This window comes from Bacteroides sp. D20 (genome assembly GCF_003436255.1).
In the GTDB taxonomy this organism is placed as follows: Bacteria; Bacteroidota; Bacteroidia; order Bacteroidales; family Bacteroidaceae; genus Bacteroides; species Bacteroides uniformis.
On sequence record NZ_QSOO01000016.1, the window covers coordinates 26,358 to 39,277 of the forward strand.

Here is a 12,920-nt window from a genome sequence, read left to right on the forward strand (position 1 = left end):
AAAGACATGAAAGACGAACTATCAACGAGCAACGAGCAATTATTAACTATTGATGCCGTAGTTTTGGCAAATGGGGAATATCCTGCAAGTCCCCTACCTTTAAAGATATTGGCGGAAGCGCCTTATGTGGTTTGTTGCGACGGTGGAGCGGACGAATACATCCGCCGGGGCCATACTCCCGACGTAATCATCGGCGACGGTGACTCCCTCAGTGATGAAAACCGCCGGAAGTTCGGACATATCCTACACCGTATCAGCGACCAGGAGACCAACGACCAGACTAAAGCCGTCAACTTCCTGCTGGCGAAAGGCAAACGCCGTATCGCCATCATCGGTGCCACGGGCAAACGTGAAGACCATACACTGGGAAATATCAGCCTGCTCATCGACTATCTCCGTGCCGGAGCCGATGTACGTACCTATACCGATTACGGCATCTTCATCCCCTGCCGGAGTACCCGCACCTTCCCAAGCCATCCCGGACAGCAAGTATCCATCATCAACTTCACTGCACACGGTCTGCATGGCAAAGGACTGGTCTATCCCCTCAGCGATTTCACCAACTGGTGGCAAGGCACACTCAACGAATGCACCAGTACAGAATTCACCATCGAAGCGGAAGGGGAATACCTGGTATTCGTCACTACTTCTTCGCTTCCGCCACTTCAACAAAGTACACGCTGATACAAATCATGGCAATGGCAGCGGCTTGCGTCCAACTGAAACGGTCTTGCCCCAAGGTGAGGGAAACAACGGTAGTCACCACCAGTATCAGATAGCTGTACATGGCTACAACCGTCGTCTTGAGATACTTCAAGCCCACCGGAACCAGAAAGTAACTGAGGTAAGTAGGGAAAACCAGCACAAACGCCAACACCGCCCACGGCACCCAGTGCCACTTCCCATGCAAGGCATCCGTAAGCAAGGGTGCATCCCAACCTATAATGGACGACACAATCAATCCCGTTACTGCCGCACCGCCAAAGATGTACTTCATCATCGTCACTACCCCGACCTCTTCCAGCAGTTTCTTGCTCACAATCAGGTAAACGGCAAAGACCAGCGAGCTCACCATGCAGAGCATGTTGCCCGTAAACGCATCGTGCGCCAGGTCATCACTGCCTTGCGTAAGGATGCACAACAACGCACCGCCAAAACCCAGCGCTATGCCGATTATCTTCATCAGCGTAGCCTTTTCGTGCAGGAAAAAGACAGATATCAGAAAAACCCAAATGGGCTGCATGGAGTTGAAGATGGCACTGGAAACCGGAGTCGTCTTACTGATACCCAGCAGATAGTAGAACATGAACCCGTAGAGTCCGAAAGCTCCCAGACAGAACAGCCCTATCCGCTGCCGCCTTGTGACCGGTGCCTCCTTTACAAACCAGCTTGTTATCCAAAATGCCACGGCAGCAAAGACACAACGCACCGTGACACCCGTCAATGCACCCAGCCACAAAGGGAGCAGAAATTTCAATCCATTCATATTCAACCCCGCCATGACGCGCGATGCAACCATACTGAGATTGGCTTCCAGTTTCTTATCTTTCATCAGCTTCGTATTTTTCCCCTCAAACAATTCATTACTTTGAAATGTTTTAAGGAAAAAGGAGATAACGTTATGGCAAAAGTTAAAGAAGAGCAATCGTCCCAGCAAACAAAGCAAGTCCTCGCATTCTCCACCCGGCTACGCCATGACCTTAAGAAAGCCTGCCGGCAACTGGATGAGGGAGAAGGACAAGAGGATGTCACAATCAGTAAGGAGGTGGAAGCATGGCTAAACAAATAATCTGGTCGCCACTTGCCAAAGAAGCTCTGAAGGACCTGCTGATTTCCTCGCAAGAAGGAGATGGCAACAAACGGTGTGGCGGGACTCTGTACACCTTGTTCCAAAATGCATTGTACCGTGTCACGCTGAATCCGTTTATCGGACAGCCCACCGAAGCAGAGAACATACGGTACATCATTCCGCATCCCGACTATACGCTTCTTTACCGGCACAGTCTCCGGAAGATTGAAGTGCTTGTGCTATGGAACAACCATCATAAGTTGGGCAGCATGATAAACATCATCCGGGAAGAACCCGATACAGAATAAAGCAGCCAATCTTGTCAAGAGCAGATTTATGGAAGATTAACGGAACAGACGCATGATCGTCCGTTCATATAGCCGGAACAAACCATGTATCCGTCCCGAACATATCATCCGTTTATCCTCGACACACCATCTGTCAGCGCTGAACATATCATCCGAAAGCTCGGAGCTTTTCATCCGAAACATCCGGACTTTTCGTCAAAAACATCCGAGCTTTTCGTCAAAACCGCCGGGATTTTCCAAGCAAATGCCCACCATTCCGCTTGCTGAAGTGGAGGATTAAATCTGCAAAACACTGGTTTAGGAGAGTAGACCCTAAGGTTTGGCAAATGAAGTGACGGAAGAACACAACAAAAAAGGAGAAGCGACGCCTCTCCTTTTATGCTAATTTAAAATTGAATCTGAACTAAGATTGCAGTTACAAAGATACAACATCCGAAAGGCAATGTCAAGCAATCCGGTGTTTTTCTTTACTGACGTCCCATTCTTTATACATGCATCAGATATTGCTTGAAGTCCGCAAAGTCCTTCGACATTGGCAGGCTCTTCTTCTCGCCGCGCATAAAGGCCTGAAGCTTGGCAGGTATTTCTACGGCTTCACCGATAATCTTCTCCACTGTATCCTTGAACTTCGCCGGATGGGCCGTTTCCAAGAATACGCCCGTTTCGCCGGGTTTCAGTCCTTCGGCCAGGGCCCGGAAGCCGCAGGCTCCGTGCGGGTCGAGCAGGTAATGGTCCTTCTTCCACACTTCCCGCATGGTTTCGGCAATCTGCTCGTCGGTATAAGTGGCACCGCTGATTTCGGCAGAGATGGCGGCATGGCTGCCTCCGTAAAGGTCGAGTACACGGGCAAAGTTACTCGGGTCGCCCACATCCATCGCGTTGGCAATGGTAGCGATGCTGGGACGCGGCGTATAAACACCTGTCTGCAAATATTGGAAGAAGATATCATTGCGGTTGTTGGAAGCGATAAAGCGTTCCACGGGCAGTCCCATACGCTTGCCGAAGAGGCCGGCAGTGATGTTACCGAAGTTACCGCTGGGTACACACACGACGGCATTGCCTCCCTTGCCGGCACGTTTCAGTTGAGCATAGGCATAAAAGTAATAGAATGCCTGCGGCAAGAAACGCGCCACGTTGATGGAATTGGCACTGGTCAGTTGCAGATGTTCGTTGAGCTCGCGGTCCATAAAAGCGGATTTAACCAAAGCCTGGCAATCGTCGAACGTACCATCGACCTCAATAGCCGTGATATTCTGCCCTAAGGTAGTGAACTGTTTCTCCTGGATTTCACTGACTTTTCCCTTCGGGTAGAGCACATAGACGTGTATGCCTTCCACACCGAGGAAACCATTGGCAACGGCACTGCCCGTATCACCGGAGGTAGCAACAAGCACATTGACTTGCTTCTTGCCCTCTTTCTTGATAAAGTATCCCAGCAAACGCGCCATGAAGCGACCGCCTACATCCTTAAAGGCAAGCGTCGGACCATGGAACAGCTCAAGCGAATAAATATTCTTTGTCACCCGGACCAGAGGGACATCGAAACTGAGTGTGTCATAAACAATCTGTTTCAGCGTATCGGCAGGAACATCCTCGCCAAAGAAAGCATCTGCCACGCGATAGGCTATCTCCTGAAAGCTGAGTGTATCGATGCTATCGTAAAACTCTTGTGGCAGAGTTTTGATTGTAAAGGGCATGAAAAGCCCCTTGTCTGCGGCAAGCCCCTTTACCACGGCCTCTTCAAGAGTGGCTTCGGGGGCTTGTTTGTTGGTGCTATAATATTTCATTGCGGTATTTTTTTATTCACCACAGAGTCTCACAGAATTCTCTATAAATAAAACCCCGTAAAACTCTGTGTTACTCTGTGGTGGAACTCATAAATTCATTAATAAACTCGTCTTCTTTCATCAGTCCGTAACTGCCTTCGCAGGCTGCCACTTCATCAAATGTCCGTACTTCGTCAGCCTCGATACCCGGATGCCAAATGAGGAACGGGATAGGTTCGGCCGTATGCGTACGGAGTTCGCAGGGAGTGGGATGGTCGGGCAATACGGAGATAGCAACGGGTTCCTCCCAATCCTTCACAGCCTCGTAGATAGGACCTACGGCACGGCTGTCCAGATTCTCAATCGTCATAATCTTCAAGGGGACGTTTCCTTCATGACCGGCCTCATCACTGGCCTCGATATGCAGGTAGACAAAATCATCCGTCCGCAATGCATCAAGGGCGGCAGCCACCTTATTCTCATAGTTGGTATCATAAAGCCCCGTCGCACCTTCTACGGTGATGCGCCGCAATCCGGCATAGTAGCCGATGCCGTTAATCAAATCCACGGCAGAAATCACAGCACCACGCTTCACCTGCGGGAACTTGTCTGAAAGGCGCTCCATCTGCGGACGATAACCGGGACTCCACGGCCAGATGCTATTGGCAGGGTCCTTACCCTCGGCCTTCCGCTTCATGCTGACCGGATGGTTTTCCAGCAACACTTGCGAACGGAGAATCAAATCATTAATCAAATCGGCAGTCTGCTTCGGAGTAAGCTCTGCACCGCCTTCGGGGACCGAAATATTCTCCGTACCCTCCATCGGCTTCACCATCAACGGACGGAAAGGCCTCAAAGGGACATCGTGGGGCGGCGTACAGTCAATGCGCTTGTCCCCTCCTTTTATTACCAGCAGATGGCGGTATTGCACGCCCGTATGGAAATGCACGCGGTCATTACCCAAATGCTCCTGAAGGTATTTTACCAACACATCCGCTTCCTCTGTAGTAATGTGCCCGGCAGAATGATTCTTGATATTGTCTCCCTCGATACAGATAATGTTGCAGCGCATCGCCATCTCACCCGGCTGCAAGTCCACACCGATACTCGCCGCCTCCAATGGACCGCGGCCTTCGTACACCTTCGGCAGGTTATAGCCCAGAACGGACATATTCGCCACCTCACTGCCGGGATGAAATCCCTCGGCCACCGTCACCAGCCTTCCCACACGTCCCATGCGTGCCAGCTTGTCCATATAGGGAGTTGCAGCCGCCTGCAGCAAGGTTTTGCCTCCCAGAGCCTTCACGGGCCAGTCGGCCATACCATCACCCAATATAATGATGTGTTTCATCTTTCTATATTACGATTTAGATTAAACGTTTGCAATGCTCATAATATCCGCAAATACCCCCGCAGCCGTTACACCCGCACCGGCTCCGTAGCCTTGTATCATCATCGGATATTCCTTATAGCGTGCCGTGGTCAGCAGGATGATGTTATTGCTGCCTTCCAGCCCGTAGAACGGATGGTTGGCGCCGACTTCCTGCAAACCGACAGATGCTTTGCCATTTTCCAGTTTGGCTACGAAACGCCAATGCTTGTTCTCGGCTTCCAACACCTTGCGGCGGGCTTCGAAATCGGCATCGAGGCTCGGCACTTTCTTCCAGAAGTCATCCAGGGAGCCTTCAAAGAAGTCATCGGGCACAAAGAGGTTCTTCTCAACATCGCTCTGTTCCAAACAGTAACCGGCCTCGCGTGCCAGAATCACCAGTTTGCGGATAACATCCTTTCCGCTGAGGTCGATACGCGGATCGGGCTCGGAGTAACGTTCCTCCTGCGCCATCTTAATGGTCTTGCTGAAAGGAATGTCGGCACTGATTTTATTGAAGATATAGTTCAACGTACCGCTCAGCACGGCTTCAATCTTCAATATCTTATCACCGCTATGGATAAGGTCGTTAATGGTATTGATGATGGGGAGTCCGGCGCCTACATTGGTTTCAAACAAGTACTTCACACCGCGTTGGCGGGCAATCTGTTTCAGTTCACGGTAGTTCTCGTATTCGGAAGAAGCAGCAATCTTGTTAGCAGCCACTACCGAAACATTGTGCAGCAGCAAGTCCTTGTAAAGGGAAGCCACGCCTGCACTTGCCGTACAGTCCACAAAGACAGAGTTAAAGATGTTCATACCGATAATCTCATTACGCAGCGTTTCCAGAGAGCTGTCCTTTCCCTTCTCCTGCAGTTCTTCACGAAAACGTCCCAAATCGAAACCTTCGCGGCTGAACATGGCTTTGTTTGCATCGGCAATGCCCACTACATTCAGCTGCAGGCCGTTCTCCTGCATCAGCTTCTGGCGCTGGCTGTGAATTTGCTCTATCAAGCTGCCGCCTACGGTTCCTATGCCGCAGATAAAAAGATTCAGTACCTGATATTCCGACAAGAAGAAAGAATCATGGATGACATTCAGCGATTTGCGCAATGATTTGCTGTCCACTACAAACGAGATGTTGGTTTCCGAAGCACCCTGCGCACAAGCAATCACATTGATACCGTTACGCCCCAACGTACCGAACAGCTTTCCGGCAATACCCGGCGTATGCTTCATGTTCTCGCCTACGATGGCCACGGTAGCCAGGTTCTTTTCTGCCTGAATAGGAGAAATTTCTCCCATCTCTATTTCTTTGGCAAACTCCTCGTTCAGCACCTCGCAAGCCAGATCAGCATCCGCATTGCGCACACCGATAGACGTTGAATTCTCCGAAGAAGCCTGGGACACAAGGAACACACTGATGCCATTCTTTGCCAGCGCCTTGAAGATACGGTAGTTCACACCGATGACACCTACCATACCAAGGCCTTGCACTGTAATTAGGCTCGTATCATTGATGGATGAAATACCCTTGATGGCCTTGCTTTGCGGGTCGGAAACCTCTCGCTTGATGACAGTTCCCACACCCTCCGGATTGAAGGTATTCTTCACCAGAATGGGGATATTCTTGTGGCAAACCGGATAGATTGTAGGCGGATAGACCACTTTCGCACCGAAGTTACAAAGCTCCGTAGCTTCCACATAGCTCAATTCATTGATAGTGTATGCCCTGGAAATCACACGCGGGTCAGCTGTCATGAATCCGTCTACATCCGTCCAGATTTCCAGACTGTCGGCATCCAGTGCAGCAGCAATGATTGCCGCCGTATAGTCAGAGCCACCTCTACCCAGGTTCGTTACCTCTCCCGTCATTTTGTCTGTGGAGATAAAACCCGGAACCAATACGCGTTTGGGCAGGCTACTGAATGTCTCGCGCACCAACGAATTTGTCAGCTCCGTATCCAGCACATGCTTGGAATGCTTCTTTTCCGTCTTGATAAACTTGCGTGAGTCAAACCACTCCGCTCCCGTCAACTGGGCAACGATGATAGATGAAAGACGTTCGCCATAGCTCACAATCGTATCGGACGTCTTCTGCGAAAGGTCCTTTATCAGATAAATGCCCTGAAAGATGTCCTTCAGCTCGTTGAGCAGCTCACCAATCTGGCGTTGCAAGGCAACCTGCGCCTCGCCTGCCGGAATCACTTCCTTAATCATTTCCACATGACGATAGACAATCTCCCGGAACTCATTCTCGTAAGAAGCATCACCGGCTGCCGCCATTCTAGAGGTGTTTATCAACTTGTCCGTGATGCCGCCCAATGCGGACACCACCACGATAACCGGTTCATCGACTGCTTCTACAATTCTCTTGACGCTCAAAATACTGTTCACGGAACCTACGGACGTTCCGCCGAATTTCATTACTTTCATTTCTCTTTATATTGTTGAGATGGTTGATACAATGTGTCGGAAACAAGCTGCTACGGCTTGCATTGACTTTAATTAAATGGAAAAACTGCTTGAAAATGGTGTAACACGTAGAAACACAAAATACTATCCCTAACCCCTAAGGGTCATGGTCCACATGGATGTGACTGTATGTTGATAGTACTTGTTCATAGTCTCTTGTTTCTATCATTTATGATAAGTGTTGCAAAAGTAACAATAAAAACATTCAATCTATCACTTTTTGCGACTTTTTTGCGATAAAAATGCAGAAAGCCTCTAAAAAAGCAAGAAATATGCACAACTTACGGCTTACACTTTCACACTTTCCATACCTTTTTTCTGTATATCCGTTTATTCTTTTCTAACATTTTGCTATCATTCTCAATATATATCATTATATTTGCATGGAAAACATGAAAGAAAAGTGCGCATGAACCCAGAAAACACTTCCGTTTTGCTAATATACACCGGTGGAACTATCGGAATGATAGAGAATGCAGAAACCGGCGCCCTGGAAAGCTTCAACTTCGAGCAGTTGCAGAAACATGTTCCCGAACTTCAGAGATTTGCGTTCCGTATCGACACTTATCAATTCGACCCGCCCATGGATTCCTCGGACATGGACCCCGATGCCTGGCGCAAACTGGTACGCATCATCAGCAACAACTACAACCAATATACAGGCTTCGTCATCCTGCATGGCACAGACACCATGGCCTACACAGCTTCTGCACTCAGCTTCATGCTTGAAGGGCTGAACAAGCCCGTCATCCTAACCGGCTCGCAACTGCCCATTGGCGTGCTCCGCACAGACGGCAAGGAAAACCTGCTGACCAGCATCGAAATAGCCACCGACCGCCACTCCAACGGACAGCCCATCGTACCCGAAGTCTGCATCTTCTTCGAAAACCACCTGATGCGCGGCAACCGTACCACCAAAATGAACGCGGAGAACTTCAATGCTTTCCGTTCCTTCAATTATCCGGTACTCGCTTCCGCCGGTATACATATTAAATATAATAATGTGCAAATTCATACGCACGGCACTCCCCACGAACTGGAGCCTCATTATCTGCTTGATACCAACATCGCCATACTGAAGCTTTTTCCAGGTATTCAGGAAAATGTCGTGGCAGCCATACTTGCCACTAAAGGACTGAAGGCCGTAGTCCTCGAAACCTACGGTTCCGGCAACGCTCCCCGAAAGGAATGGTTTCTACGCCGCCTGCATGATGCCTGCGAACAAGGCATCATCATTGTCAACGTCACCCAATGCAGTGCCGGCACTGTTGAAATGGAGCGCTATGAAACCGGTTACCAACTGATGCAGGCAGGAGTTGTCTGCGGATATGACAGCACAACGGAATCTGCCGTAACCAAGCTGATGTTCCTTCTGGGGCACGATTATCCGCCTGCCGAAATACGCGAACTGATGGGACGACCGCTGGCAGGGGAAATTACCGTGTGAAGCACAACTATCACTGCACCGGGGTCAATTCTCCCGTCACAGAATCTATTATGAAACCGCTGACATTGATATCATTCGGTATCAGCGGATGATTGATAATAGCTTCCACCGTACCTTTTACCGATTTCTCCGTATCTTCGAATCCATACAGCCAAGACTCGAAATCCACTCCGCAGAAACGAATCATATCAATCGTCTCTTGCTTGATGCCCCGGGCCTTCATATGCTCTATCATCTGGGCGCTGCTCATGTGGCACGCACCGCAATCGGAGTGGGCAATAACCATCACTTCCGTCACGCCCAACTCGTAAATGGCCACCATCAGGCTACGAATGACACTACCGAACGGATGTGAAATGATTCCACCCGCATTCTTTATCATCTTCACATCGCCGTTCTTGATGCCCAAGGCTGCCGGCAGTAAAGCGGTCAAACGGGTATCCATACAAGAGAGGATGGCAATCTTCTTATCCGGGTATTTATTCGTGATGTATTTCTCATACCCCTTCTCGGCTACAAAACGCTTGTTGTATGCAAGAATATCTTCTATCATGGCTTTTATAACATGTTATTGTTTTCTACTCACAAAAATAAAAAAACTCTATGGGAGTCTGCAAGCCCTGCATCGAAAAATTGTACCTTTGGGCAATCATTTTAGAAGAGAATGCACAACTATGGCTAAAGAGAAGACGGTTTATGTATGCAGCAACTGCGGACAAGACTCTCCCAAATGGGTAGGCAAGTGTCCGTCGTGCGGAATGTGGAACACGTATGTGGAAGAGGTGGTACGGAAAGAAGTGGTGAACAAGCGTCCCGTATCGGGCATAGAGACCGCCAAAGCCAAACCCATAACCCTCCATGAAATTGTAGCCGATGACGAACCGCGCATTGACCTCCATGATGCCGAACTGAACCGGGTACTAGGTGGTGGTCTTGTACAAGGATCTCTTGTTTTGATTGGCGGCGAACCGGGCATCGGGAAATCCACCCTGGTGCTACAAACCGTACTCCGTATACCGGAGAAACGTATCCTCTACGTCTCCGGCGAAGAAAGTACCCGTCAGTTGAAACTGCGTGCCGACCGTTTGACAAGTGCTTCCAGTGATTGCCTCATCGTGTGCGAAACTTCCCTGGAACAGATTTACGTCCATATCAAGAACATCCGCCCGGACATCGTCATCATCGACTCCATACAGACGATTTCTACCGAAACCCTTGAATCGTCGCCGGGGAGTATTGCCCAGGTACGGGAATGTTCCGCCTCCATCCTGCGCTTTGCCAAGGAAACGCATACGGCGGTTATCCTCATCGGGCATATTAATAAGGAAGGAAGCATAGCCGGCCCCAAGGTACTGGAACATATCGTGGATACCGTACTCCAGTTCGAGGGCGACCAGCACTACATGTACCGCATCCTGCGTAGCATCAAGAACCGCTTCGGAAGCACTGCCGAACTGGGTATTTACGAAATGCGGCAAGATGGATTACGGCAGGTGAGCAACCCATCCGAACTGCTGCTGAGCCAAGACCATGAAGGTATGAGCGGCATAGCCATCGCCTCCGCGATAGAAGGTATCAGACCGTTCCTCATCGAGACGCAGGCATTGGTCAGCAGTGCCGTATATGGTAACCCACAACGCTCTGCCACAGGGTTCGACATCCGCCGCATGAATATGCTGCTGGCCGTATTGGAAAAACGTGTAGGCTTCAAGCTGGCACAGAAAGACGTCTTTCTCAACATTGCCGGCGGATTGAAAGTGAACGACCCGGCAATAGACCTTGCCGTCATCAGCTCTATCCTCTCCAGCAACATGGACACGGCCATAGAGCCGGAGGTGTGCATGGCGGGAGAAATAGGTCTGTCAGGTGAAATCCGCCCAGTGAACCGCATAGAGCAGCGCATCGGAGAAGCAGAGAAACTTGGATTCAAGCGATTCATACTTCCCAAGTATAATATGCAAGGACTGAACACGAAGAAGATTAAAATGGAATTGATACCGGTACGGAAGGTGGAAGAAGCATTCCGTGCCCTATTCGGATAATCATTATGATACAAGAATACCAACTGCGCGTATTGCCCGAAGTAGCGGCAAACGAGCAACGCCTGAAAGAGTACTTAGTACATGAGAAAGGACTGAATGCACGGGAGATAACAGCAACGCGCATCTTGAAGCGCAGTATCGATGCCCGCCAACGGACCATCTACGTCAACCTCAACGTGCGTGCCTACTTGAACGAAATGCCAAAAGAGGATGAATACCAACATACCTTATATAATAATGTAGAAGGAAAGCCCCAAGTGATAGTGGTAGGTGCCGGCCCCGGAGGACTTTTTGCCGCCCTGCGACTGATAGAGCTGGGGCTGCGCCCCGTCATTGTGGAACGTGGAAAGGACGTACGAGAACGCAAGAAAGACCTGGCGCAAATCAGCCGCCAGCAACTCGTTAACCCGGAGTCCAATTACAGCTTCGGAGAGGGAGGTGCCGGAGCCTACTCGGATGGCAAGCTGTACACACGCAGCAAAAAGCGCGGCAATGTAGACAAGATTCTGAATGTCTTCTGCCAACATGGAGCCTCCACTTCCATACTGGTAGATGCACATCCGCACATAGGTACGGACAAACTGCCGCGTGTTATTGAAAACATGCGGAACACTATCATCCAGTGCGGTGGCGAAGTCCACTTTGAAACACGCATGGACGCCCTGCTCATAGAGAAGGATGAAGTCAAAGGCATTGAAACAAATACCGGCAAGACTTTCCTTGGCCCGGTGATACTTGCCACCGGTCACTCTGCCCGGGACGTATACCGCTGGCTTGCCGCCAACAATGTAGAGATTGAAGCTAAAGGCATTGCCGTAGGCGTACGACTGGAACACCCTGCCACCTTGATAGACCAAATACAATATCACAACCGGAACGGACGGGGAAAATATCTGCCTGCCGCCGAATATAGTTTTGTAAACCAAGTGGACGGACGAGGAGTATATAGCTTTTGCATGTGTCCCGGCGGCTTCGTTGTGCCCGCCGCCAGCGGTCCCGAGCAGATTGTAGTCAACGGGATGAGTCCCAGCAACCGCGGTTCCCGTTGGAGCAATTCGGGAATGGTGGTAGAGCTACGCCCGGAAGACTTGGAGCAATTTACTATTGACAATTTACAATTTACAATTGCTATGCAGCACGACAGCGCAGCCAATTGTCAATTGTCAACTGCCAATTCTCCATTGAGTATGATGCATTTTCAAGAGTATCTAGAGTACCTCTGCTGGCAACAAGGCAATATGAAGCAGACAGCACCGGCACAGAGAATGGTGGACTTCACCAAGAAGAAACTAAGCTACGACCTGCCGGAAACCTCATACGCACCAGGCTTGGTATCCTCACCTCTCCACTTCTGGATGCCCTCTTTCATTGCAGAACGCCTGAGCAAAGGTTTCCAGCTATTCGGGAAATACAGCCGGGGGTTATTGACGAACGAGGCGACAATGATTGGAGTGGAAACCCGCACATCGGCACCGGTACGCATAACAAGAGACAAGGAAACACTGCAACATGTACGTATAAAAGGATTGTTCCCTTGCGGAGAAGGCGCCGGATATGCCGGAGGCATCGTTTCTGCCGGGATTGACGGCGAACGGTGTGCAGAAGCTGCAAAGGCATTCCTTGATTAAGCTGCAATATTGACATTTAAATTTTGAAATCTCACTTTTTCTCGTTTAATTTGTAAACTATTATCACACGCATGTTGTTATATTGTATTTATAGAT

11 protein-coding genes are annotated in these 12,920 nt (G+C 49.8%); 6 read left to right on the forward strand and 5 right to left on the reverse strand.

The features are described 5' to 3' along the window. The first annotated feature begins 6 nt into the window (after positions 1–6). Positions 7–684 (forward strand): thiamine diphosphokinase, encoded by a 678-nt coding sequence (locus DXD78_RS15720; protein WP_009037242.1) that lies wholly within the window; start codon positions 7–9, stop codon positions 682–684. On the opposite strand, the gene DXD78_RS15725 is transcribed toward DXD78_RS15720, so the two are convergent. Beyond that, complete coding sequence (locus tag DXD78_RS15725; RefSeq protein ID WP_022402260.1) at positions 644–1,552, reverse strand: DMT family transporter; 909 nt, start codon at positions 1,550–1,552, stop codon at positions 644–646. The genes DXD78_RS15720 and DXD78_RS15725 overlap by 41 nt on opposite strands. 69 nt (positions 1,553–1,621) lie before the next feature. Here DXD78_RS15725 and DXD78_RS15730 point away from each other — a divergent pair, with 69 nt between their 5' ends. Together DXD78_RS15730 and DXD78_RS15735 are read left to right on the forward strand one after the other, a co-directional pair. Continuing rightward, a complete protein-coding gene (locus DXD78_RS15730; RefSeq protein WP_165860120.1) occupies positions 1,622–1,789 on the forward strand; it encodes a hypothetical protein in 168 nt (55 codons plus the stop codon). Further along, positions 1,774–2,097: a type II toxin-antitoxin system RelE/ParE family toxin gene (locus DXD78_RS15735; RefSeq protein ID WP_022402259.1), complete on the forward strand. Its 324-nt coding sequence runs from the start codon at positions 1,774–1,776 to the stop codon at positions 2,095–2,097. Before DXD78_RS15730 ends, DXD78_RS15735 begins: the two co-directional genes overlap by 16 nt. Positions 2,098–2,582: 485 nt before the next feature. Here DXD78_RS15735 and thrC read toward each other — a convergent pair whose 3' ends face one another. The 3 genes from thrC to thrA form a co-directional block, all read right to left on the reverse strand. Continuing rightward, positions 2,583–3,884, reverse strand: coding sequence for a threonine synthase (gene thrC / locus DXD78_RS15740; RefSeq protein WP_005828500.1), 1,302 nt, complete (start codon positions 3,882–3,884; stop codon positions 2,583–2,585). Positions 3,885–3,954: 70 nt separating this feature from the next. Then, positions 3,955–5,214 (reverse strand): cofactor-independent phosphoglycerate mutase, encoded by a 1,260-nt coding sequence (locus DXD78_RS15745; protein ID WP_117652818.1) that lies wholly within the window; start codon positions 5,212–5,214, stop codon positions 3,955–3,957. 21 nt (positions 5,215–5,235) lie between these two features. Further along, positions 5,236–7,668, reverse strand: a complete 2,433-nt coding sequence (thrA, locus tag DXD78_RS15750; RefSeq protein ID WP_005828504.1) for a bifunctional aspartate kinase/homoserine dehydrogenase I — start codon at positions 7,666–7,668, stop codon at positions 5,236–5,238. A 448-nt stretch (positions 7,669–8,116) separates the two neighbouring features. Between thrA and DXD78_RS15760 the strand changes: the two genes are divergently transcribed. After that, complete coding sequence (locus DXD78_RS15760) at positions 8,117–9,154, forward strand: asparaginase (RefSeq protein ID WP_005834979.1); 1,038 nt, start codon at positions 8,117–8,119, stop codon at positions 9,152–9,154. A gap of 10 nt (positions 9,155–9,164) precedes the next feature. Here the strand turns inward: DXD78_RS15760 and DXD78_RS15765 are convergent, their stop codons facing one another. Then, positions 9,165–9,707: a carbonic anhydrase gene (locus tag DXD78_RS15765; RefSeq protein ID WP_005834976.1), complete on the reverse strand. Its 543-nt coding sequence runs from the start codon at positions 9,705–9,707 to the stop codon at positions 9,165–9,167. Positions 9,708–9,828: 121 nt separating this feature from the next. Here DXD78_RS15765 and radA point away from each other — a divergent pair, with 121 nt between their 5' ends. Further along, a complete protein-coding gene (gene radA / locus DXD78_RS15770; protein ID WP_005834974.1) occupies positions 9,829–11,196 on the forward strand; it encodes a DNA repair protein RadA in 1,368 nt (455 codons plus the stop codon). Positions 11,197–11,201: 5 nt separating this feature from the next. Further along, on the forward strand, positions 11,202–12,824 hold the full coding sequence (locus DXD78_RS15775; RefSeq protein WP_009037246.1) for an NAD(P)/FAD-dependent oxidoreductase: 1,623 nt from the start codon (positions 11,202–11,204) through the stop codon (positions 12,822–12,824). Positions 12,825–12,920 lie beyond the last annotated feature (96 nt).